We start from the raw sequence: 23,300 nt of genomic DNA on the forward strand, positions 1-23,300 counted from the left end.
CAAGATCAACACCAACACGCGCATGACCGCAGCCTACGGCCCGTCCATGCGCCCCGTCAACGATAGGGAGGGCACAGGCCCAATGAGCGACGATTTCAACATGTCCATGCGCAAGTTCCTGAAACAGGTCGGCGTCACCTCGCAACAGGCCATCGAAGAGGCTGTGCGCAACGCCGGACCCGGCGGCAAGACCTATGCGGTCAAGGCCGTCGTGACCATCGAAGAGCTCGACATGACCCACGAGGTCACGGGCACCATCACCGGTCAGGACTAGGGCGTGAGCAGAGAACAGGTACTTGAGGTCCTCAAGGGGATCGACGCGCCCGGCGGCGACATCGTGTCGACGGGCGTCATGCGGGCGCTGAATGTGGACGGCGGCAGCGTCCGCTTTGTGATGGAGATCAACCCGGCGCAGGCGTCAGCCTACGAAGGGGTCAAGGCGCAAGCCGAAACGGCATTGACCGCGCTGGACGGGATCGAGAACGTGGCGATTGTGCTGACCGGTCACACGGAAAAGGCACCCCCGCCCGACCTGAAACCGCAACGTCCCGCAGATCCGAAAGGGCCACAGAAGGTCCCCGGCATCGACCGCATTCTGGCGATTGCCTCCGGCAAAGGCGGCGTGGGCAAATCCACCGTGTCCGCAAATCTCGCCTGCGCGCTTGCGCAACAGGGGCGGCGCGTGGGGCTGCTTGATGCGGATGTCTATGGACCGTCGCAGCCGCGGATGCTGGGCGTGTCCGGGCGGCCCGCCTCACCCGATGGCAAAACCATCCTGCCCATGCGCAATCATGGCGTCACGATGATGTCCATCGGCCTGATGATGAACGACGATCAGGCCGTTGTGTGGCGCGGGCCGATGCTGATGGGCGCGCTGCAACAGATGATGACCCAAGTGCAGTGGGGCGCGCTGGATGTGTTGATCGTCGACCTGCCGCCGGGCACCGGTGACGTGCAGATGACGCTGGCGCAGAAATTCGTGGTGGACGGGGCCATTGTCGTCTCTACACCGCAGGATGTGGCCCTGTTGGACGCGCGTAAGGGTGTGGACATGTTCCAGCAATTGCACGTGCCCATCGTCGGCATGATCGAAAACATGAGCACGCATATCTGCTCCAATTGCGGGCACGAAGAGCACGTGTTTGGCCATGGCGGCGTCAAGGCCGAGGCCGAGAAACTGGGTGTACCCCTGCTGGCCGAAGTGCCGCTGGACCTGCAAATCCGGCTCGCCGCGGACGGCGGTGCCCCCATTGCCGTCAGCCAACCCGACAGCCCGCAGGCCAAAGCGTTCCAAGACGTGGCCGCCGGTCTGGTCGCACAGGGCGCGGCATGAGCGACACGGCAGAGGTCACATTCCCACCCCTGATGTGGGGTGAGGCGGCACCGGACAACGCCTTGGATCACGCCGTGATGCGCGCGACGCTGGGTTGTGACGCCGGGTTGATCTCTTACAAATTGGGTGCAGCAGAGATGGAGGCCGCGCTGGTCTTTGCCCCCGAAGTGCCCTTGCGGGACGCCATGGCGATGCTGCCGCTCTGCGGTGTGGGGTTTCAGAACGCGCTCGGCGCATTGGCCCCGCCCGAAGTGGCCGTGCATCTCGATTGGTGGGGCGGCATCCGGGTGAATGGCGCGCGCTGTGGCGGGTTCCGGGTGGTGGCGTCGGACACGGACCCCGAGGCTGTGCCCGATTGGCTGGTTGTGGGTTTCACCCTGCCCCTGATGCCCCCGTCCGAGGATATGGGCCTGACCCCGGACCGAACCGCGCTTTTTGCCGAAGGCTGTGCCGATGTTGCACCGCCGACCCTGCTCGAAGCATGGGCGCGGCATACGCTCAACTGGCTGAACCGCTGGGAAGACGACGGCAACGCGCCGCTGCATTCCGAATGGCGCGGCTTGGCCCATGGGATTGGGGAACGTGCGACGCATCAGTCTCTAACCGGGACATTTTTGGGCATAGATGAGGGGTTTGGTATGCTGCTGCGCGATGAGGACACGACACATCTGATCCCGCTGACATCCCTGCTGGAGGCACAGACATGAAGCTCGCCCGCGCAATCCATTTTGACGAAAGCGACATGAACGTCTTTGCCTCACCCGCCCGCACGGGCGAATGGTGCATCTCGGGCGGGTTCGAATTTTCGAACTGGGGCGAAGGCGATCTGACCGGCAAAGCGCGTCAGGCCTTTGCCAATGGATGGTTTGGGCTGGAGACCGGTGGCCGCGTGACCTTTGTCGCCGTGACGCAACTGGAAGCGGCCGAACTGGAGACACTGACCGCCCTATTGGCGCAGCATTTCGTGACCTACTACGGCGCGCCCTCTGTCGAGGCTGCGCGGCCTGTGGCAGCCGAAGAACTCGCGCAGATGATCGAGATGTGCGAAGACCACGACCCCAACACCTTGCTGACGGTTGCGCGTGAGTTAACGGAGGCAGGGGTGCGGGAGGCGTATCGGTCGATCCAGCCGCAGGATGCGGGGTTGGATCAGTTTGCAGTCCACGGCGATATGGACCACGGCCACGATCATTGATGTCGCATTGGCTGCGCCAATCCGACGTCTGCGAGGGGCGCTGCCCCTCGCGCTCCCCGGAGTATTTTCAAAGAGAAGAAGCCAAAAAGGGCTGATTAGAGCCTATCTTGCATTGAAGACGAACAGCGTTTCGCTATCAATCGTGTAGCTGTCGATCAGAGATTTCGCGCGCTCGGATGTGAGCCAGGTTTCGAGTTTGGCGGTCAGGTCCGATTTGACATGCGAGTGCAGCGCCGGGTTCACAGGCAGGTAGGCGTATTGGTTGAACAGCACGGGATCGCCAGCAAACAGCAGGGCCAGATCGCCCTTGTTGCCGAAGTTCAGCCAGCTGGCGCGGTCCGACAGGACATAGGCGTTGAGACCGGACGCCGTGTTGAGCGCCGCGCCCATGCCCGCACCCACCGCGCGATACCAGTCGCCCGACGGATCAATACCATCACCGGCGGCCTCCCATAGCTCCAGTTCCTTTTTGTGCGTACCGCTGTTGTCACCGCGGCTGACGAACAGCGCTTGCTGTCGTTTGATCCGCTGAAAGGCGTCAAGGACAGTCTCGGCACCCGACACCTGCGCGGGATCCGCAGACGGGCCAATCACGACAAAATCATTATACATAATCTCGCGCCGGTGGGTGCCGTAGCCATCTGCCACAAACGCCTCCTCCGCCGCGCGGGAATGGACGAGGATCGCGTCGACATCCCCCGCCTGCCCCAATTTGAGCGCCTGACCCGTGCCGACGACCAGCAATTGCACCTCCAGATCCAGATCATGTGCGATTTCCGGCAGCAGCACATCCGCAAGGCCCGAATTGTGGAAGGATGTGGTGACAGCCATGCGCATCTGATCGGCAGCCTGCGCCAGTCCGGCTGTCATCAGGGTCACAAAGGCCAGTATCAGTGTCTGTTTCATTCCACGATATCTCCGTTCAGAAAGGCGCGGGCCTGCGGTGTTTTGGGCCCGTCGAAAAACGCGGCGGCGGGCCCGGTTTCCTGCACCGTGCCACCCAGAATGAAAACAACCTCATCCGCGATACGCCGCGCTTGACCCATGTCATGGGTCGACAGGATCAGGCGCGTGCCGTCCGCCTTGGCCCGGAGCAGGATCGCTTCGATTTCGCGCATGGCACGCCCGTCAAGCGACGCAGTGGGTTCGTCTAGAAACACCAGCGCAGGTTCGGTGATCAGGGCGCGTGCGATGGCCAGTTTCTGTTGCTCACCGCCCGACAGGACCATGGCACGGCGGGTCAGGTGCGGGCCCAGCCCCACCCGTTCCGCCCAGTCGCGCGCGGCCACCTGCGCCACCTTGCGCGAGGTGCCGCGCAGGCGCAGCGGGTAGGTCAGGTTTTCCTCGACCGTGCGGCGCAGGACCACGGGCCGCTGAAAGACAAAGGCCTGATGATGGCGCGCCACATCCGTGTCGCAGGCCCATGTCACGGACCCGCCTGTCAGCCGAGCGGTGCCGTGCATCAGCCGCAAGAGCGTTGTCTTGCCAGACCCGTTGGGGCCCATCACAACGCACAGCCCCTGCCCGTCCAGCGACAGATCAACGGGGCCAACCAGACGTTTGCCACGGCGCGATGTCTCAGCGCCTTTGAGGGTCAGCGGGAACAATTCGGTCACCATCGGCTGTCCCGCTCGGTCTGGCCGATCCAGTGGATCATCAGGTTCACCCCAAGGGCCAGCGCAATCAGGATAAATCCAAGCGCCAGCGCCAGCGCGAACTGCCCCTTGCCGGTCTCCAGTGCGATGGCCGTGGTCAGCACGCGGGTCGCGTTGTCGATATTGCCGCCGACGATCATGATGGCACCAACCTCACCGATGCCACGGCCAAAGCCCGCCAGCGCGGCTGTCAGCAACGCCCGCCGCGCGTCCCACAGCAGGGTGCGCATCTTTTGCATCTGCGTGACGTTCATCGAAATCAGCAGGTCGTGGTATTCCGCCCACAACTCGCGCAGGGACTGATGCGCAATGGAGGCGATGAGGGGCACAATTATGATGACCTGCGCGATGATCATGGCCGTGGGCGTGAACAGCAGGCCAAGCGCGCCCAGAGGGCCGGACCGCGACAGAAAGATGTAGACGATCAGGCCCACGACCACTGGCGGCAGGCCCATTAGCGCGTTCAGCATTGCAATTGTGGCGCGTCGCCAGCGGAACCGGCGCACAGCCAGCATCGCGGCGAGGGGCAGGGCGATCAGGCAGGCAATGACCAATGCGGAGAGGGTCACGCGGAGCGAGCGCAGCGCAATCTCCGCCAGCGCGGCGTCAAACGTGACGACCAGCCAAAAGGCGTGGCGCAGACCCTCCCACAGATCGACGATGGCCGATCCTCCCATTGCTTGTTTTGCCTGAAATTGGACGGTTTTGCGGGGGGATACCAGCCCTGTTCTGTGGCGGTGTCAGTCTGTCTTGGTCCGTATGCGTTGTGGGGTGGACCGGGGTCAGATTGTCCGCCCAGCCTTGAATTGCCCACGGGCAATTTCCGCATCAGCCACAGGAATTGCCCATGGGCAATTTCTTGGGTTCATCCGTCGAAGGTCGCCTTGAGGTAGGCGGCGAACGCCCCTTCGAGCTGGGTCCGGGACATGTCCTTGTCAAACTCCATGCGCATCTTGCGGCCCTTCTGGACCACTGCGACACCTTTGTCATGCGGGGTGCGGCGATAGATGCGCCCTTCGGTTTCGGCTTTGGGTTGCAGCGGTTTGCCCGCCCGTGACAACCGCCGCATGACGGTTGCGGCATCCACAAAGGACCCGCGCCCGCTGCGGGCCTGTGCCTGTGTGCGGCCTATGGCATTTGCTTCGTCCAATACAGCGCGCGCGGTCTCTGGCTGCGCCAAAAGCGGCTTTAGCTCGCGCGCGTTGCGTTCGCGAATCTCGCGGATGTTGGGAAAGGCATCAACGATGGCTTGGGGCAGCTTGGCCAGTTGCAAATAGCGCGACAGCCATGGCTGGCTGACCTCGAGCCGTTCGGCCATCGCCTTTTGCTTGCCGCCATAGTAGCGCGCAACCGCATCAGCATAGTCCAGCGCCCGTTCATAATCCGAGATATCTTCGCGGTCGCGGTTTTCGATATCGGCGAGGCGGAACGCCTCTTCGTCGCTCAGTTGGCGGGCCTCAATCAGATATTTGAACTGCGTGTAATTGTTGGCGCGCAGCCATGACACGGCGAAATGGCGGCGCGCACCGCAGATCACTTCGAAGTCGTAATCGGGGTCGTCCACGGGGCGCACAATGGCCGGGAATTCCTGTTGGCCTTGGCTGCGGATACCGTCGATCAGGTCGCGGCAATTGTCTTCGGTCAGCAGGGCGTAATCGCGGTTGTGCCGGTCCCACATGCGGCAACGGGCGGGATCGACCCACCGCAGGGTCTTTTCCTCAACCTCTCCGGCCAGCCTGTCGCTGATTGCCGTCGACCGCTTCAGGAACCGCGCGCCGGCGCGGTCGCTGGCATCCGGCGCGCTGTCCAGATCGCTGAGCACATCGTCAAAGATCGCATCGTGTTTGCGGGTCATAGCAGTCCCTCCTTGCGCAGGCCCGCATGGTGGCTGGGCCATGTTTTGCGGATCAGCACCTCGATCTCGCGGCACACGGCATCGAGATAGGCGCGGCAGCGCTTGTGGGTTTCGGTCCGGGTGGCGGGGCCGGTGAGTTCGTAGACCGTGCTGAGGTTCGCCGCGGCATTGTCGATTTCGGCGCTGTCCTTGAGCACCGCTTGCAACATGTCGAGGGGGAACACCGCGTCCATCATCCGTTTGATCGCCATATGCGCTGATTTCGAGTCGTTCATTTTGGTTGCGAGGATCTTAACGAAAGCATAATCGCGCGTACCCCCGTGGCGGGCGAGTTCGTTGAGCGTGGCACCCAACATCTTGAGAAAGTGCGCGGTAGAGCCGAAATCAATGTTGTTGGGCGGGGCAGGGATCACCAGCGCGTCGGCGGCACGCAACACAGACAGGGACAACATGCCCAAGGCCGGGGGCGGGTCGAGCAGGATGACGTCAAAGCGGTCCTTTATGGTCTCCAGCCCGTTGCGCAGCCGGTCCAGCACAAACACCTGCTCGCGGGCCATGCGGGCGGCGAATTCATATTCCGCATCATAGAGACCCAGATTGGCGGGGATGAGCGCGATATTCGGCCAGTAGGTGGCGCGCAGGGCATAGCTGAGGTCTTGCGGCCCGCCATGGCGAAAAAAGGGGTAAAGCGTGTCCTCCTCCTCATCGACATCCACATCCGGGTTGAGGCCAAAAACAGAGGTCGTGCTGGCCTGACTGTCGCAATCCACGACGCAGACGCGGTAGCCGCGCAGGGCGAGGTGTTGAGCAAAATGGCAGACCATCGTGGATTTGCCGACGCCGCCTTTGAAGTTCTGGATCGCCAGCACCATTGCCGGGTCGCTGTCGGCGCGGTGGGGCAGGGTGCCGAACACCTGCCGCATCCGGTTGACGTCCGACAGGGAATAGCCAGTGCGACGGCCCGTGTTAGGGTCTTTTTCCGGCATGGGCAGGCGGCCATCGGCCTCGGCATCGCGGATCAGCTTGTCACTGCGCCCGACCATGTCTGCGGCGCGTTTCACGTTGAACCGCAGGTCCAGCATTTTCTGTGCGCCGGGCGCATAAAGCCGGTCGCGCAGACGGTCGATTACAGTCGAGGCGCGTGTGGCCAGCTTGTCCAACTCCTCAAGGGAGACGGGGGGTAGGGCGGACTGCTCCATAGGGACCTCTTGTGGGTGCGTTGGCGCGAATCATGACGGGTGCTGGCCTTTGCCTCAAGTGCAAACTTTTGGACAGAGGCCTGAAAAAAGCGGAAATTGGCGAAGGGGCTGCGAAAGGATGGAAATCAGACGCGGACCAACCCTTGTGTGGACGTGTAGCCGGTATTCTGGGCAACAGAACCCATTATGTACGACTGTGCAGGCAGAGAGCAGCGATATGCAACCGGAACCCCCAAAACATCTAAATACAAATCACCCCTCTATTCAAAATTCTTAGAGTTCAGTGTTCCCAAAGGCCAAGACATTGAAACCTTTGTATAAAGTCGCTCGAAACCTTACATATAGGGGTTGATCCGCTTACATGCGGGGATGCAAAAACCTACATGCGGGGACGGCAAACCTTACGTCTTGGGTGGGGTCTAATCCTTACGTTTTGGGTGACTCCGTGCGGCGACTCAGCCCTTTGATTTTTGGGTGTATTTCGAATCGCTTGCGCGGTGCGTTGAGTCCCGGCCTTTGTCTTATCCTTACAAATTGGGTGCCCTCGTTTTCGTGGACGGCTGTGGGCGCGGCTGTTATTCTTACGTCACACTGCCCGTCAGAGGTAAGAGAAGAGCAGCATGGCGCAGCGCCCATCGCAAACATACCGGACCATCGACGCGCGGCCAAATGCGCAGAGCCTGGTCAAACCCGGAGAGTTGGTGGACCTTGTGGAGGTCACGCCGCTGACGCTGGCCGACCGGCGCATTTACAACCAGCTTCTGGAAAATGCGTGGGACGCGATCGAAAAGCCGGTGACCCACGTGATTGCCAAGGCGGACCTGCGTGGCTCGCACAATTCCAACGACCGCGTGGGGGATTCTGTCGAGCGGTTGATGGGGGCCATCGTCAAGGTGAAGGTCACCCATGAGGGTGAAGACGCCATTGAGCGGGTGCAATTGCTGGGCGGCAATATCGAGACGACGCGGCGCGATGGGGTGCTGGAATACGAGATCCCGCAGCGGCTGCGCAAGATCATCAAGGACAGCACCGTGTTTGCGCGGCTGCAACGGGAGGTGATGTTCGCGCTGAGTTCGAAATACGCGCTGACGCTCTATGAAATGATCCAGAAACGCGGGAACCTGCGCTATCGCTCGTCCGAGAAATTTGCGCTGGACGATCTGCGCGGGGTGCTGGGTGTGCCCAAGGGCAAACTGACCTCGTGGTCGAACCTGAAACTGCGGGCGATTGAGCCTGCGGTGGCGGAGGTGAATATGCTGTCGGATTACGTGGTCGAGGTGTCGCCGATTAAAACGGGGCGGCGGGTGACCCATATCGAGCTGAAATGGTGGCGCAAGGACGGGGCAGGGACCGCAGAGACGGAGCGCGAATTGTCCTTTTCCAAAGTTGGGCGCCGCGCGCGTATGGAAGGCACGACCGAAGACCTCAAGCCGCGCCCGGCGTGGCTGGAGGCGGCAGGCCCCGCGCTGCGCACCGAAACTTACGAGACGGCGCGTCTGCGCCATCCCGGCTATGACATCTACCATGTGGAAAAGGAGTGGCGCGCGTGGGCCGCTGGCAAGGACGCGCCGCGCGATGCCGACCGCGCCTATCTCGCCTTTTTCCGGAGTTTTGCGGAAAACAACCCGCTGTTGTAGCGTGATGCCATGAATTCCGTTCGTCTCCGTCTGCTGATCCTCGCGCTTGCGCCGATGGTCGTGCTGATGCCGCTGCTTTTGTTTCTGGGCATGACGCGGTGGACGGCGGATTACGACGAGGTGCTGATTGCCAATGTAGAGAGCGATTTGCGCATCGCGGAGCAGTATCTGTCGCGGCTGATGGTCGAGACCGGCGACGAATTGCAGGCGGTTGCGGGATCGGTCGAATTTGCGCAAACGCCGCCCGAAGGTTTCGACGCCTTTTTTGAGGACAAGCGCGCGGCGCTTGAGCTGGATTTCCTTTACTACCTGCCGCGCCGTGATGTCACGGACACGTGGCCGGTTATTGTCAGCGCAGGCCAAGGGCAGGGGCGGACAGAGATCGACATATTCTCGGGCGCGGCGCTGGTGGCCATCTCACCCGACCTCGCGACCCGCGCGCGCCTGCCCCTGATCGAGACGGAGGCCGCGGTGCCCACCGACCGCACGGCGGAAGATCGGGGGATGGTGATCCATTCGGCCATTCCGGTGACCTTGCCGGGACGTGACGGGGTGCTGGTGGGCGGCATCCTGCTGAACCGCAATCTGGGTTTCATCGATACGATCAACGCGCTGGTCTATCAGGACGGCGCGACAGGCGGGTCGCGGCAGGGCACCGCGACGCTATTTCTGGAAGATGTGCGCGTTTCGACCAATGTGCGCCTGTTCGAGGATGTGCGCGCGCTTGGCACCCGCGTATCGGCGGCGGTGCGCGGCAAGGTGCTGGGCGAGGGGCTGACATGGCTGGACCGCGCGTTTGTGGTGAACGACTGGTACATCTCGGGCTATCTGCCGCTGACCGACAGTTTCGGAACCTCTGTCGGAATGCTTTATGTCGGGTTTCTGGAAGAGCCGTTTACAACCGCCAAACGGAATGCCTTTCTTGCCATCCTTGGCGCGTTTGTCGTGGTGCTGCTGATTTCGGCGCCGGTGTTTCTGCGGTTGGCCAAAGGTATCTTTGCCCCGCTGGAACGCATGACCCACACCATGTTTCTGGTCCGGCGCGGCAACCTGTCGGCGCGCAACGGGGACATGGGCGGCACGGGCGAGATTGGCGAAGTGGCGGGCCACCTTGATGACCTGCTGGATCAGGTGCAGGAGCGGGACGAAGAGTTGAACGTCCGGGTTGAGCAGCGCACCGATGAACTCAAGCGCGCCAACGAAAAGTTGGAAGAGACGTTCCGCCAGCTTGTGATGAGCGAAAAGCTCGCCTCGATCGGTGAGATTACGGCAGGGGTCGCGCATGAGATCAACAACCCCGTGGCGGTCATTCAGGGCAATATGGACGTGATCCGGGAATCTCTGGGGGACGAGGGCGACAGTATCCAGACGGAACTGGCGCTGGTCGACCGGCAGATTGCACGCATTCAGACCATCGTTGGCAAGCTGTTGCAGTTTGCCCGTCCGGGGGAGTTTGCGGATCTGGAACAGACCGTGCCGCTGGGACCGGTGATCACCGATTGTCTGGTGTTGGTCAATCACGTGATTTCCCAGTCCGATATCAAGGTGGAAACGCGGCTGGACGCCCTGCACGCGGTGCGCGTCGATCCCGGTGAGATACAGCAGGTGATGATCAACCTGATTGTGAACGCGGTGCAGGCCATGGGCGCGCAGGGCACGTTGACCCTGACAACTGAAGACGAGGATCGCGACGGAGTGCCGGGGGTTTGCGTGACGGTTCAGGACACAGGGCCGGGGATCAGCCCGGCGCGGGTCGATGATGTCTTTGCCCCGTTCTACACCACCAAGCAGGCCGAGGGCACGGGGCTGGGCCTGTCGATTTCCCAGACGCTGATCCAGCGGGCCGGTGGTCTGATCCGGGCGCGCAACCGCGACACGGGCGGGGCCAGTTTCGAGATATGGTTGCCCGCTGCGGAACTGGACGAAACGCGGCTGCCGCACAGCGCCTGAGGGGCGACTCAACACGGTGGCGCGCTGCGTGATTCTGGGTAGACAGTCGATACGTCACCGTCGGTTGACAATTTGTCACATCTTGGGCGCGCGACATGTCATTCGCTAACAGTATGCAAACGGATACCGTTCCCGTTTTGGTGGAAAATGCTACGGTGCAGAAAACCTTGGGAAAATTGCGCTGCAAATAAACAGATTTACAAGATGCGTGCCGGGGCAGAACAAAAATTTACAAAAAAACTGTGCAAAGCCAGCATCCAACGCACGTTTTTACACAAACGTGTATGGTCCCCTCAAACAGGCGAGTGATGCACGCCCCGGGCCGGAAAGCCGATGCAAAGCGGACAAAGGCCCAAACCGGAGGAGACACAGATGAATATGCAAGGTGCGCCCAACGCGGCGAAATTCCCCCCATCCAAAGAGACAAAGGCCCGCGCCCATCTGGACGCTGCAGGCTATGCTGACATGTACGCGGCATCCGTTCGCGACCCCGAGGCGTTCTGGGGTGAACACGGCAAGCGGCTGGACTGGATCACGCCCTACACAACGGTCAAGAACACGTCGTTTGCGCCGGGCAATATCGACATCCGCTGGTTCGAGGATGGCACGCTGAACGTGGCGGCCAACTGCATCGACCGGCATTTGGACACGCGCGGCGATCAGACGGCGATCATCTGGGAACCCGATGACGTGTCCAAGGACGCGCCGAAACATATTACCTATCGCGACCTGCACAGCTCTGTTTGCAAAATGGCAAATATCCTCGAAACGCTGGGCGTTCGCAAAGGCGACCGGGTTGTCATCTACCTCCCCATGATCCCGGAAGCCGCTTATGCGATGCTGGCCTGTGCCCGCATCGGTGCCATCCATTCGATTGTGTTTGCCGGTTTCTCCCCGGACGCGCTTGGGGCGCGGATCAACGGTTGTGACGCAAAGGTTGTCATCACCGCCGATTACGCGCCCCGGGGCGGACGTGAGACCCCGCTGAAATCCAACACGGATGCCGCGCTGCTGCATTGCAAGGACAGTGTGAAATGTCTGGTGGTCAAGCGGACGGGCGGTCAGACGACGTGGACGGACCGCGACTATGATTACAACGAGATGGCGCTGGAGGCGTCGGACTATGCCGCCCCTGCCGAGATGAACGCCGAAGACCCGCTGTTCATCCTCTACACCTCCGGTTCGACCGGTCAGCCCAAGGGTGTGGTGCATACTTCGGGTGGGTATCTGGCCTATGCGGCGATGACCCACCAGTACACGTTCGACTATCACGACGGCGATGTGTTCTGGTGTACGGCGGATGTCGGCTGGGTCACGGGCCACAGCTATATCGTCTATGGTCCGCTCGCCAATGGTGCGACGACGATCATGTTCGAGGGTGTGCCGACCTTTCCCGATGCAGGCCGGTTCTGGGACGTGTGCGAGCGCCATAAGGTGACGCAGTTTTACACCGCGCCCACGGCGATCCGCGCCCTGATGGGGGCGGGAAATGAATGGGTCGAAAAGTACGACCTGTCGTCGCTGCGCTTGCTTGGGTCGGTTGGTGAGCCGATCAATCCCGAGGCGTGGACATGGTATCACGAGGTGGTGGGCAAAGGCGCGTGTCCCATCGTTGACACGTTCTGGCAGACCGAGACGGGGGGCCACATGCTGACCCCGCTGCCGGGCGCCACGGATCTGAAACCCGGATCGGCGCAGCAGCCGTTCTTTGGCGTCCAGCCGGTGGTTCTCGACCCGCAAAGCGGGGTAGAGATCAAGGGCAACGATGTCGAGGGCGTGCTGTGCATCGCGGACAGTTGGCCCGGTCAGATGCGCACGGTCTGGGGCGACCACGAGCGGTTCGAAAAGACCTATTTTGGCGATTACAAAGGCTACTATTTCTCGGGCGACGGCTGTCGCCGGGATGCCGATGGGGATTACTGGATCACGGGCCGCGTCGATGACGTGATCAACGTGTCCGGGCACCGCATGGGCACCGCCGAAGTGGAAAGCGCGCTGGTCGCGCACGCCAAGGTCGCCGAAGCGGCGGTCGTGGGGTATCCGCATGAGGTGAAAGGGCAGGGGATCTACGCTTATGTGACCCTGATGAATGGCGAAGAGCCCAGCGATGAGCTGCGCAAAGAGCTTGAGACCTGGGTGCGGACCGAGATCGGCCCGATTGCCAAACCTGACCTGATCCAGTGGGCCCCGGGCCTGCCCAAGACCCGGTCCGGCAAGATCATGCGGCGCATCCTGCGCAAGATCGCCGAGGATGACTTTGGCGCGCTTGGCGACACCTCGACGCTGGCCGATCCGTCGGTGGTCGATGACCTGATCGAGAACCGCATGAACCGGAGTGCTGACTGATGGATGGTGCGCAAGTGACGGCGACGGCGCCTGTGTTTATCCTGCTTGGCCCCCCCGGCGCCGGCAAGGGCACGCAGGCCCGCATGTTGCAGGACGCCCACGGGCTGGTGCAACTGTCGACCGGTGATCTGCTGCGCGCGGCGGTGGCTGCGGGCACGGAAGCGGGCAAGGCCGCCAAGGCGGTGATGGAGTCGGGCGGGCTGGTGAGCGACGAGATCGTGATTGCCATCCTCAAGGACCGGCTGGCCGATGCGGATTGCGCCGCTGGCGTGATCCTTGACGGCTTTCCCCGGACCACGGGGCAGGCGGCGGCGCTGGACGCCTTGCTGGCGGATAGCGGTCAGCACATCAACGCGGCGATCAGCCTAGAGGTGGACGACACGGCGATGGTCGCGCGCATCTCGGGCCGGTTCACCTGCGGTGGTTGCGGTGAGGGCTATCACGACGTGCACAAGCCCACGGCGGTGCAAGGCACCTGTGACAAATGTGGCAGCACCAACATGAAGCGCCGCGCGGATGACAATGCCGAAACCGTGGCGCAGCGGCTGAAGGAATACCATGCGCAGACCGCCCCTCTGATTGCCTATTACGGGGACAAGGGTGTGCTGCAATCCCTCGACGCGATGGGAGAGATCGACGCAATCGCGGCGACCCTGTCGGGGATGGTGAAGGACGCCACGGGCTAACCCCGGCGGTCCAGACGACAAAACGGAACGCGGCTGTGTGTGTGGCCGCGCCTGTGCCCGCACCCCGCGTGGCACGGGAGGGTCCCGGCATGTCCGGGGCTGCGTATCTCGGTGCGCGATATCGCTTGATTTGGGTCAACGCCCGGCGGGTCGGATCGCAGCACTATAAGAGAAACCAAAGGAGGAGCCGCAATGGCGGATGAATCTACGAATGCTGCCCGTGTGGCAGAACAGGACAAGGGCTATTGGGCCGCGAATGTCCGCATGATCTTAATTTCGCTGGTGATCTGGGCCGTTGTGTCCTTTGGCTTTGGCATCATCCTGCGACCTTTGCTGAGCGGTATTCCCGTGGGCGGCACCGACCTTGGATTTTGGTTCGCCCAACAGGGGTCGATCCTCGTCTTTCTGGCGCTGATCTTCTTCTACGCCTGGCGGATGAACAAGCTCGATAAGCAATACGGCGTGGAAGAGGAATAGGACGATGGACCAGTTTACCCTTAACCTGCTGTTTGTGGGCGCGTCCTTTGCGCTGTACATCGGCATCGCCGTTTGGGCCCGTGCGGGTTCGACCAGCGAGTTTTACGCCGCCGGGCGCGGCGTGCACCCGGTCACCAACGGCATGGCCACGGCGGCTGACTGGATGTCGGCGGCCTCCTTCATCTCCATGGCGGGGCTGATTGCGTTTACGGGCTATGACAACTCGTCCTTCCTGATGGGCTGGACGGGCGGCTATGTGCTCCTCGCGCTGCTCCTCGCCCCTTACCTGCGCAAGTTCGGCAAGTTCACGGTGTCCGAATTCATCGGCGACCGGTTCTATAGTTCGACCGCGCGTCTGGTGGCCGTGATCTGCCTGCTGGTGGCGTCGATCACCTATGTGATCGGTCAGATGCAGGGCGTGGGCATTGCCTTTGGCCGCTTCCTTGAGATCGACACCACATGGGGTCTGCTGATCGGGTCCTGCGTCGTGTTTGCCTATGCCGTGTTTGGCGGCATGAAAGGCGTGACGTACACACAGGTGGCGCAATATTGCGTGCTGATCACCGCCTATACCATTCCGGCGGTCTTTATCTCGCTACAGCTGACGGGCAATCCGATCCCGGCGCTGGGTCTGTTCGGCACGGTGGAAAGCGGTGAGCCGCTGCTGGCCAAGCTGGACGCCATTGTGACCGATCTGGGCTTTGCCGAATACACGGCGGCGCATGGATCGACCATCAATATGGTGCTCTTTACCCTGTCGCTGATGATCGGCACCGCGGGTCTGCCCCATGTCATCATGCGCTTTTTCACCGTGCCGCGCGTGTCTGATGCGCGCTGGTCTGCGGGCTGGACACTGGTGTTTATCGCGCTGCTTTACCTGACCGCCCCTGCGGTGGGTGCCATGGCGCGCCTCAACATTTCCGAGCTGATGTGGCCCAACGGGACGAGCGGCGAGGCGGTGAGCGTCGAGGCGATCGACAGCGATCCTGACTATGCGTGGATGGCGACATGGCAGAAGACCGGTCTTCTGGATTGGGAAGACAAGAACGGCGACGGCAAAATCCAGTACTACAACGACGCCAATGCCGATCTGCAAGCCAAGGCGGCGGAAAACGGTTGGGAAGGCAATGAGCTGACCAACTTTAACCGCGACATCCTTGTGCTGGCCAACCCCGAGATTGCGTCCCTTCCGGGCTGGGTGATCGGCCTTGTGGCGGCGGGTGGCCTTGCGGCGGCCCTGTCCACGGCGGCGGGTCTGTTGCTCGCGATCTCGTCGGCGGTGAGCCACGACCTGCTCAAAGGTCAGTTGACGCCCAACATGTCCGAGAAATCCGAGCTGCTGGCAGCGCGTATTTCGATGGCGGCGGCAATTGTGGTGGCTGTGATCCTCGGCCTGAACCCGCCGGGATTTGCGGCGCAGACAGTGGCGCTGGCCTTTGGTCTGGCGGCGGCGTCGATCTTCCCCGCGCTGATGATGGGCATCTTCTCGACCCGGATCAACAATGTGGGTGCCGTGGCAGGGATGCTGGCCGGTCTGGTCGTGACCTTGCTGTACATCTTCCTGCACAAGGGCTGGTTCTTTGTTCCGGGGACAAACATGTTCACGGATGCTGACCCGCTGCTGGGGCCGATCAAGTCGACATCGTTTGGCGCGATCGGGGCCATGGTCAACTTTGCCACCGCGTATGTGGTGTCGGGCATGACCAAGGAGACCCCGCAGGAGATCAAGGACCTTGTGGAAAGCGTGCGCATCCCGCGTGGAGCGGGTGCGGCAGCGGCTGACCACTGAGGCCTCGGGGCGCGTCGCAGCCTCTCCCCCTGCGATGCGCCTGATGATCATCGGCCCGCCTGCGCGCATATGCGTGGGCGGGCCTGCCCCTTTTCAAGGACAAGGCCCGACATGTCTGCCCCAACCCCACAGGACCTGACCGCCTTGCCGGTTGCGCGGTTGATGACGCGTGACCCGGTGACCTGCGCGCCGGACACGTCGATCCGTGAGGCGGCGCAAATGATGGCGGCGCGGCGCATCTCGTCCATTTGCGTGGCGGATGCGGATGGCTTTCGCGGCATCGCCACGGTGCGCGACATGAATGCCAAGGTGGTGGCGGGCGATCTGGGCCGTGACCTGCCCGTGGCGCAGGTGATGACGGCGGACCCGTTGACATTGGGGCCGGATGCGCTTGGCCTTGATGTGCTGCACATGATGATGGAGCGATGCATTGGCCACGTGCCGATTGTCGAGGGCGGGCGGTTGCTGGGCATTGTGACCCAGACGGATTTGACGCGGTTTCAGGCGCTGTCGTCGGCGGAACTGGTGCGCCGTGTGGCCGAAGCAGGCGACGTGGCGACCATGGCCGAGGCGACGGCGGGCATTCCGACGCTGCTGGCGCAGTTGGTGGGCACGGGCACGCGGCACGATAGTGTCACGCGTCTGATTACGGATGTTGCCGACACAGTCACCCGCCGATTGCTGAACATGGCAGAAGCGACGCTGGGCGCGCCGCCAGTGCCGTATCTGTGGCTGGCCTGCGGCAGCCAAGGGCGGCGGGAACAAACGGGCGTGTCGGATCAGGACAATTGCCTGATCCTGTCGGACGCAGTGACCGAGGCCGACATGCCCTATTTTGCGCAGCTTGCACAGATTGTGAGCGATGGGCTCAACGCCTGTGGCTACGTCTATTGCCCCGGCGACATGATGGCGACAAACCCGCGCTGGTGTCAGCCGCTGGCGGTCTGGCGCAGCTATTTCGAGGGCTGGATTGCCAAGCCAAATCCCGAGGCGCAGATGCTGGCGTCGGTCATGTTTGATCTGCGGCCCATCGGCGGCGACGAAGATCTGTTCGCCGGTCTGCAAACCGACACATTGGCCCGTGCCGCGCGCAATTCGATCTTTGTGGCGCACATGATTTCCAACGCGCTCAAGCACGCGCCGCCCTTGGGCATGTTCAACCGGCTGTCGCGGGGCACGCTCGACCTCAAGCACAGCGGGGTGGTGCCGGTGGTCGATCTGGGTCGCGTCTATGCGCTGCGTGGGCAGTTGGTTGAGGTCAACACCCGCGCGCGGTTCGAGGCGGCAATGGGGGCAGGGGCCTTGTCCGCGACAGGGGGGGCGGACCTGCTGGACGCCTATGACCTGATCGCCACCACGCGACTGGCGCATCAGGCGGCACAGGTGCGCGCGGGGCAAGGGCCGGACAACCACTTGCCGCCCGCGACCCTGTCGGGTCTGGAGCGTGCCCACCTGCGGGACGCTTTTGTCGTCGTCAAGACCATGCAATCGGCCATAGGGTCGGGCACGGGAACGTTGGGATGAGCTATGTTTGTTGAATTGATCGCGACCCTATTTGCCGGGATTGGCTGCGCCGGTATTGTGATGCTGCTGAATATCGCGCTGGCCCGGCGCCTGCCCAAATGGCTGATGCCTGTGGCGGCGGGGGCCGGGATGATCGGCATGACCATTTCGAACGAATACACGTGGTTCGGGCGCACAGCCGACCGGCTGCCCGAGGGGGTCGAGATTGCGCTGACCGTGGACGAACAAAGCTGGTTGCGCCCGTGGACGCAGGCGGTGCCTTACACCAAACGCTTTGTGGCGGTGGATGTGGCCGGACAGCGCCGGAATGCGGCGCAACCGGATCAACGGCTGGTCGATGTGTATTTCTTTGGCCGCTGGTCGCCGGTGAACCTGACGCCCATGCTGCTGGATTGCGCAGGCGCGCGGTCTGCGGTGCTGATCGACGGTGCCGCCTTTGCGGATGACGGATCGGTGGCGGATGCGGATTGGCAGGCGATGCCCGCCGGTGATCCGATCCTGAAAACGGTGTGCGAGACCTGAGATGCTGACCCGCCTGTCCCTGCGCCTGCGCATTTTTCTGTTCTTCTGCCTGCTGGCGGCGGGTGGGGCGGCGCTGGCGGCGGGTGCTTTGTATTTCGGCTGGTCGCGGGCGGACCCGGCGCTGCCCGCTGCGCCTTTCATGTCGGCCTTTGTCCTGTTTACCTTTGCCAATATGGGGCTCGCGGCGGTGGTGTGGTTCCTCTTTGACGAGAATGTCGCCAAGCCGATCAACGCCTTGGCGGCACAGTTGCGGTTGCGGGCGCATTCGGGTGTGGATGCCGATCTGGATGCGGATGCGGCGCGCTATCTGGGTGATCTGGCCCCGGCGGCGCGGGCGGTGTCGCATTGCCTGAGCGCCAGCGTCATGGACACCGCGTCAGCCGTGGCACATGAAACCGCGCGCCTGCAAGCCGAGGCGGAGCGGCTGACCGCCCTGCTGACCGAAATTCCCGTGGCCACGATCATGCTGAACGAACGGATGTGCATTGTTCTTTATGACGGGCAGGCGGCGGACATCCTGTCGGGCATCGCGCCGCCGCGGCTCAAGGCGCCGCTGGTCGATTACTTTTACGCGGCTGATCTGGGGCGGGCAAAGTCGGCGCTGAACCAGACCGGGGCCGAGGTGGCTTTTGACCTGCGGGACAGGGACGGGGCGATGACGTTCCTTGCCAAGCTGAAGCCGCTGGATGGTGCGGGCTATATGCTGTTGATCGACATGCCAGACATCCCGCTGACCCCGGAGGCGGCGCGTCCGCTGGTGTATGATTTCGACCTGCTGAACGCGGGCGACGATGCGGATACGCTGGACACAGCCCTGTCGGAGTTGTGCTGTGTCGCCTTTGATTCCGAAACCACGGGGCTGTCGACCGAACGGGACGACGTGGTGCAATTGGGGGCCGTGCGTATACTCAATGGCCGGATTGTCGAGGGTGAGGTTCTGGACAGTTATGTTGATCCGGGGCGCCGCATCCCGCCTGCGTCCACGGCGGTGCATCACGTGTCGGACGCGGATGTGCGCGGTGCGCCGGATTTCGCAACGGCGGGTCGCGCCCTGCACGGGTTTTGCCGCGATGCGGTTCTGGTGGCGCACAACGCGCCTTTCGACCTTGCCTTTTTGCGCCGGGCCGAAGGTGAAATGGGGGTCGTCTGGGACCATCCGGTACTGGATACCGTGTTGTTGTCGGCCATCGTCTTTGGCACGACCGAGGTGCATACGCTTGACGCGCTGTGCGACCGGCTGGGCATCACCATTCCCCCCGAGCACCGGCACACGGCACTGGGAGACGCGCAGGTGACGGCGGCGGCGCTGGTCAAGCTGATGCCACTGCTTGAGGCCAAGGGGCTGCGCACCCTGCGGGATGTGATTTCCGAGAGCAAGAAACATGGGCGCCTTTTGCAGGATCTGAACTAAGCGCCCCTCTTGCGCGGGCAGTCATCGCCTCTTTATACTACTCAGTAGCAACAGGAGTATGCGCATGTCCGTCAAAGCCTCCGTTTCGATTACGGATCAACAAGACGAGTTTGCCCGGCAGTTGGTGGCCGACGGCCAGTATTCCAGCGTCAGCGCGGTTGTGCAGCGGGGCCTTGAACTGGTCCGCACCGAGAAAGAGCGTGAAGCGGCGGAACTGGCGGCCTTGCAGGCGTTTTTCGCCGAGCGAGCGGCCGGGTCGTTTGTGTCGGCGGAGGAAGGACGCCGCCGGACCGATGACATGATCGCGGCCAAGATCCGTGCCCACGGACTATAAGGTATTGCGCAGCGCGGCCTGCGACGCGGATATCGAGATCATTTTTGACCACCTGTTCGGGGCCTATCGCGACCTTGGCGAACCAATTGCGGATGCGCTGACCCGCGCCGCAGCCCGTGTGCGCGGGATCGAGGACGCGCTGGCGCGGTTGGGCGATGTGCCGTTTCAGGGCACGCTAGTGCCACACATTATGGACGGGCTGCGCCACGTGACCAAGGACAGTGCCGTGTTCTATTTTGTCACCGACGAGGCGCGGGCAGAGGTGCGCGTGCTTGGCGTGTTCTTTGGCGGTCAGGATCACCGGCGGCATATCTTGCAGCGCATCCTGCATGTTTCAACCAAGTAGAAATGTCTACTGGGTTTGCAAAGCAGAAGTGTCACCAACAGCGCTGACGGTAGCAAGGCTTAGCAGCCCGGAGACCTCAAATATCGCAGGGCTGAAAAGCCTTGCGGGACTGGTCGTCCGGAGATCAGGGTGGCGTATTCTTCGCGAACGTCATCATCAATCTGTACACCGCTATTGCCGCCGTACAGACGATCATTCTGGTCTTTCCGAGGCCCTGAAATCCAGTAGTGACCACCGGTCTCAGTCTCGAAATAGTTCGCTTTGAAACCTGCGCCCTTCAGGCTCTGGAATTTGAGACCCTTGTAGTACAGCGTCTTCCCCGACTTCGAGAAATATACACGCCCAATCACAGCAGGGCCTTCAAGCCCGTCTGCCTTGCTTTCGATGTACATGATCTTTGAACGTGACAGCCGGAACTGCGAGGGTAATTCCTCGTCGAGCTGTAGCTTGTCCATCCAATGATCGGCGTGTCTCATGCCGTCCTGATAGTTACATTGCTCTCTAAAGTCATCCCTCGGCGGCGGCTCGCTCGGCGCGTCTGCGCTGTTAGTACGCTTCCATCTTTGACGGGCGTCCTCTGGGTCGGCGTCCGGTCTTCTTGTAGCCGTTCCTCGCACTCTCGGGTTTGACCTTTGGCGGCGGTGTGGCCTTCTCCTGTTCTTCCTTGATGTGGGCCAGAACGGCGCTTAGGTGCTTGTTCTCTGTGATCGCCGCATGGGTCACCCGCTGCTGATGTGGATCGAAGATGCTGCAGGGCAGGGCGACGCCTTTGGCGCGGACTTGGATGCGCCCGTCCGGCATCTCATAAACATCCACGTATTTACCGGCGAGACCGCGCGTCAGATCGTTAACCTCCAGCCGTATGCGCTTGCGGTCGTACGTGAGCGTCAAATCCTTAGTGACATAGCGTTTATCGCGCAGACAGAATACTTCCGCCAGCCGATCCGGCTCAATGTTCAAAGCACGATGCAGATTGTCTGTCTTTACCGGGGCCTTTGCGAACTTGGCGTTGTAGCGTTTGACGAAGCCCGCAAGGAAAGCGTTGCCGTCTTCCATGTTTGAGATGCCTGCGATGCGCAGCTCTTTGACCAACCGATCTTGCAGTGTCCGGTTGGCCCGTTCAACACGGCCTTTGGCCTGAGAGCTGTTCGCACAGATGATCTCAATGTTCAGCTCCGCGAGAGCACGCCCGAATTGGGTCATGCCCGTCATATGTTCATTGGGTTTTGGAACTCGGAACACTGTGTGCTTGTCACTGTAGAAAGCAACAGGGCGTCCATGCTTCAGCAGATAGCTTTCCACTGCCTCGAAATAGCTGAACGTGCTCTCGGACGTGACGAAGCGCAGCTCCATCAACGTGCTGGTGGCATCGTCGATGAAGACGAGCAGGGTGCAAGGATCGCCCCGATCCTCGAACCAACGGTGGTCTGATCCGTCAATCTGGATCAGCGCGCCGAAGCATTCCCGGCGCAAACGCGGCTGGTGGGACGTGCGGCGTTGTTTGCGAGAGAGCCAGATGCCATCTTCCTGCATCCACTTACGAACCGTCTCGCGCGAGACTTTGAAGCCGTGATGCTCGGCCAGCATCTCAGCCGCCAAGGTCGGCCCGAAGTCGGCGTAGCGCTCCTTGATGAGGCTGAGCGCATAGTCGCGTTTGGCATGGTGAATGCGATTGTTCGGAGGTTTGCCACGCGCTTTGTGCCGGATCGCCGATGCGCCATCCTGACAATACCGCTTCAACAGTCGGAAAATCTGTCGCCGTGTCAGGCACAACATGTTCGCCGCAGTATCGACCGTCAGCCGACCATCATCGACCTGCGCCAAAACCTCCACGCGGTTCAACTCGCGCTCGCTCATAATTACCCATCCCATGTCTGCTCACCCTCAGTAATTTTTGAGGGCAGAGTGACATTCCTGAATTGCTCATGGGTGACATTATCGCTTTGCGGCTACAGGTAATACTCCGTTTAAGGTTAGTTATGTTAAAGTACGCCGCAATTTGTGGGCAAATTTCACCCGGCCTCGTTTGCGTCACGTGAGACGTCGATGAGATCGGCGAAATCATCGTCTGAAAACTGTAGTGTATATGGCGTGATATCGGCTTCGGTCCCGTCCGCATAAAGCGCGCGGGCACGGATTTCGAACGCGCCCCATGTCCAGAACGTGATGGAAAAGTCGTTGCCGCGGTTGCGGGACTGGCGTTCGGCATTGGCGAAGGTGTGGTGCAGTCTGTATTTCACCCCCGCGATCGCTTCCAATTCCCGCGGATTATCCGCATCCAGCCAGACACCCACGTGAAAATGGCGTTTGCCCCCGGCGCGCAGGACCTTGTATTTGGTGCGGCCTGCGCGGTCCTTGATCAGGCTGTTTTTCAGTCTGAGTGCCATGGTTCAGCCCTCCTGTCCGATTGCACGCATGGAGGTGTCCGCCTCTTCGGTGGTGGGGCTGTCGTCGCCGATATACTGCCCGCGCCATGTTTCATCCCGGAACCTGCAATTGGCAGCGTAGGTCTGTGCCGCCTCCAGCCGCCCGGCGCCGGGCACGTCGTGCTGGTCCAGCACTTCGTTGGTCTTGTCCCATACGGCACGGTAGGTTTCGTAATCGGTGCCCCGCACGGTGCGTTGGCGCACTTCGTCCACAAGGGTTTCCAGCGCGCGCTGCTTGGTGCCTAGCAGGATTGATGCCTCCTTGGCCTTGGCGGATTTCTGGCGTGGATCTATGGTCGACAGGACGATGCCCATGATCGCGATGGCGATGCCGACGGCAGTTGCGAACTCGCGCACCGGGACGTGAATGAGGTTGGCCATGAACTGCGAGGCGTCCGGCGTTCCGATTGCGCCGAGGACACCAACGAGTATCCCCAACGACACACCGAAATACGCATAGCCGTCTTTGCGGGGTTCCAGCTTGGAACGGCCCAGTTCTGCAATGGCCCACGCCTCGACACAACGGTCGCGGAAGTCTTCGAAATCTGCAGCAGACATAATCGTGCTCAAAAGATATGGATCAGAGGATATTGCGGGAATTTTGGGCCACTCGGA

General features: G+C 61.8%; 24 protein-coding genes. 15 read left to right on the forward strand and 9 right to left on the reverse strand.

What is annotated here, in order from left to right; genetic code table 11:
• Positions 1-82: 82 nt before the first annotated feature.
• Genes Q1A85_RS19800 through Q1A85_RS19815 form a run of 4 tightly spaced genes read left to right on the forward strand, consistent with a single transcriptional unit; the run spans position 83 to position 2,528 of the window.
• Positions 83-274 carry a DUF6494 family protein gene (locus Q1A85_RS19800; protein WP_299693869.1) on the forward strand — a complete coding sequence of 64 codons (192 nt, stop codon included), beginning with the start codon at positions 83-85 and terminating at the stop codon, positions 272-274.
• Positions 275-277: 3 nt separating this feature from the next.
• A complete protein-coding gene (locus Q1A85_RS19805) occupies positions 278-1,333 on the forward strand; it encodes an Mrp/NBP35 family ATP-binding protein (RefSeq protein WP_299693717.1) in 1,056 nt (351 codons plus the stop codon).
• Positions 1,330-2,040: a biotin/lipoate--protein ligase family protein gene (locus Q1A85_RS19810; protein ID WP_299693720.1), complete on the forward strand. Its 711-nt coding sequence runs from the start codon at positions 1,330-1,332 to the stop codon at positions 2,038-2,040. Before Q1A85_RS19805 ends, Q1A85_RS19810 begins: the two co-directional genes overlap by 4 nt.
• Positions 2,037-2,528, forward strand: coding sequence for a DUF6505 family protein (locus Q1A85_RS19815; RefSeq protein WP_299693723.1), 492 nt, complete (start codon positions 2,037-2,039; stop codon positions 2,526-2,528). The genes Q1A85_RS19810 and Q1A85_RS19815 overlap by 4 nt, the downstream gene beginning before the upstream one ends.
• Positions 2,529-2,630: 102 nt before the next feature.
• On the opposite strand, the gene Q1A85_RS19820 is transcribed toward Q1A85_RS19815, so the two are convergent.
• From Q1A85_RS19820 to Q1A85_RS19840, 5 genes are all read right to left on the reverse strand, one after another.
• Positions 2,631-3,434: a substrate-binding domain-containing protein gene (locus Q1A85_RS19820; RefSeq protein ID WP_299693726.1), complete on the reverse strand. Its 804-nt coding sequence runs from the start codon at positions 3,432-3,434 to the stop codon at positions 2,631-2,633.
• Positions 3,431-4,147: an ATP-binding cassette domain-containing protein gene (locus Q1A85_RS19825; protein ID WP_299693729.1), complete on the reverse strand. Its 717-nt coding sequence runs from the start codon at positions 4,145-4,147 to the stop codon at positions 3,431-3,433. Before Q1A85_RS19825 ends, Q1A85_RS19820 begins: the two co-directional genes overlap by 4 nt.
• Positions 4,141-4,845, reverse strand: coding sequence for an ABC transporter permease (locus Q1A85_RS19830; protein ID WP_299693871.1), 705 nt, complete (start codon positions 4,843-4,845; stop codon positions 4,141-4,143). Before Q1A85_RS19830 ends, Q1A85_RS19825 begins: the two co-directional genes overlap by 7 nt.
• Positions 4,846-5,048: 203 nt before the next feature.
• The gene (locus tag Q1A85_RS19835; RefSeq protein ID WP_299693731.1) at positions 5,049-6,038 is read right to left on the reverse strand and encodes a ParB/RepB/Spo0J family partition protein; all 990 of its coding nucleotides are present in this window, start codon (positions 6,036-6,038) and stop codon (positions 5,049-5,051) included.
• A complete protein-coding gene (locus Q1A85_RS19840; protein WP_299693733.1) occupies positions 6,035-7,237 on the reverse strand; it encodes an AAA family ATPase in 1,203 nt (400 codons plus the stop codon). Before Q1A85_RS19840 ends, Q1A85_RS19835 begins: the two co-directional genes overlap by 4 nt.
• Before the next feature lie 620 nt (positions 7,238-7,857).
• Here Q1A85_RS19840 and Q1A85_RS19845 point away from each other — a divergent pair.
• The 11 genes from Q1A85_RS19845 to Q1A85_RS19895 all read left to right on the forward strand — a co-directional run bounded on the left by Q1A85_RS19845 (position 7,858) and on the right by Q1A85_RS19895 (position 20,259).
• Positions 7,858-8,874 carry a replication initiation protein gene (locus tag Q1A85_RS19845; protein ID WP_299693735.1) on the forward strand — a complete coding sequence of 339 codons (1,017 nt, stop codon included), beginning with the start codon at positions 7,858-7,860 and terminating at the stop codon, positions 8,872-8,874.
• Positions 8,875-8,883: 9 nt separating this feature from the next.
• Positions 8,884-10,824 (forward strand): cache domain-containing protein, encoded by a 1,941-nt coding sequence (locus Q1A85_RS19850; RefSeq protein WP_299693738.1) that lies wholly within the window; start codon positions 8,884-8,886, stop codon positions 10,822-10,824.
• A 378-nt stretch (positions 10,825-11,202) separates the two neighbouring features.
• Positions 11,203-13,170, forward strand: coding sequence for an acetate--CoA ligase (acs, locus tag Q1A85_RS19855; RefSeq protein WP_299693874.1), 1,968 nt, complete (start codon positions 11,203-11,205; stop codon positions 13,168-13,170).
• Positions 13,170-13,856: an adenylate kinase gene (locus Q1A85_RS19860; protein ID WP_299693741.1), complete on the forward strand. Its 687-nt coding sequence runs from the start codon at positions 13,170-13,172 to the stop codon at positions 13,854-13,856. Before acs ends, Q1A85_RS19860 begins: the two co-directional genes overlap by 1 nt.
• Positions 13,857-14,048: 192 nt before the next feature.
• Positions 14,049-14,333: a DUF4212 domain-containing protein gene (locus tag Q1A85_RS19865; RefSeq protein WP_299693744.1), complete on the forward strand. Its 285-nt coding sequence runs from the start codon at positions 14,049-14,051 to the stop codon at positions 14,331-14,333.
• A 4-nt stretch (positions 14,334-14,337) separates the two neighbouring features.
• Positions 14,338-16,122, forward strand: coding sequence for a sodium:solute symporter family protein (locus tag Q1A85_RS19870; RefSeq protein WP_299693745.1), 1,785 nt, complete (start codon positions 14,338-14,340; stop codon positions 16,120-16,122).
• Positions 16,123-16,233: 111 nt separating this feature from the next.
• Positions 16,234-17,646 (forward strand): DUF294 nucleotidyltransferase-like domain-containing protein, encoded by a 1,413-nt coding sequence (locus tag Q1A85_RS19875; protein ID WP_299693748.1) that lies wholly within the window; start codon positions 16,234-16,236, stop codon positions 17,644-17,646.
• A gap of 3 nt (positions 17,647-17,649) precedes the next feature.
• Positions 17,650-18,168, forward strand: a complete 519-nt coding sequence (locus tag Q1A85_RS19880; RefSeq protein WP_299693751.1) for a hypothetical protein — start codon at positions 17,650-17,652, stop codon at positions 18,166-18,168.
• A gap of 1 nt (position 18,169) precedes the next feature.
• Positions 18,170-19,579, forward strand: a complete 1,410-nt coding sequence (locus Q1A85_RS19885) for a 3'-5' exonuclease (protein ID WP_299693754.1) — start codon at positions 18,170-18,172, stop codon at positions 19,577-19,579.
• 64 nt (positions 19,580-19,643) lie between these two features.
• Positions 19,644-19,913 carry a type II toxin-antitoxin system ParD family antitoxin gene (locus Q1A85_RS19890; RefSeq protein WP_299693757.1) on the forward strand — a complete coding sequence of 90 codons (270 nt, stop codon included), beginning with the start codon at positions 19,644-19,646 and terminating at the stop codon, positions 19,911-19,913.
• Positions 19,897-20,259 (forward strand): type II toxin-antitoxin system RelE/ParE family toxin, encoded by a 363-nt coding sequence (locus Q1A85_RS19895; RefSeq protein WP_299693793.1) that lies wholly within the window; start codon positions 19,897-19,899, stop codon positions 20,257-20,259. The genes Q1A85_RS19890 and Q1A85_RS19895 overlap by 17 nt, the downstream gene beginning before the upstream one ends.
• Before the next feature lie 59 nt (positions 20,260-20,318).
• Here the strand turns inward: Q1A85_RS19895 and Q1A85_RS19900 are convergent, their stop codons facing one another.
• From Q1A85_RS19900 to Q1A85_RS19915, 4 genes are all read right to left on the reverse strand, one after another.
• Positions 20,319-20,735: a 1-deoxy-D-xylulose-5-phosphate synthase gene (locus Q1A85_RS19900; RefSeq protein ID WP_299693612.1), complete on the reverse strand. Its 417-nt coding sequence runs from the start codon at positions 20,733-20,735 to the stop codon at positions 20,319-20,321.
• Positions 20,736-20,805: 70 nt separating this feature from the next.
• Positions 20,806-22,131 carry an ISNCY family transposase gene (locus Q1A85_RS19905; protein WP_299693615.1) on the reverse strand — a complete coding sequence of 442 codons (1,326 nt, stop codon included), beginning with the start codon at positions 22,129-22,131 and terminating at the stop codon, positions 20,806-20,808.
• Between the two features lie 140 nt (positions 22,132-22,271).
• Complete coding sequence (locus Q1A85_RS19910) at positions 22,272-22,646, reverse strand: pYEATS domain-containing protein (RefSeq protein WP_299693796.1); 375 nt, start codon at positions 22,644-22,646, stop codon at positions 22,272-22,274.
• Positions 22,647-22,649: 3 nt separating this feature from the next.
• Positions 22,650-23,243 carry a hypothetical protein gene (locus Q1A85_RS19915; protein ID WP_299693799.1) on the reverse strand — a complete coding sequence of 198 codons (594 nt, stop codon included), beginning with the start codon at positions 23,241-23,243 and terminating at the stop codon, positions 22,650-22,652.
• Between the last annotated feature and the right edge of the window lie 57 nt (positions 23,244-23,300).

This window comes from uncultured Tateyamaria sp., assembly GCF_947503385.1.
Lineage (GTDB): Bacteria > Pseudomonadota > Alphaproteobacteria > Rhodobacterales > Rhodobacteraceae > Tateyamaria.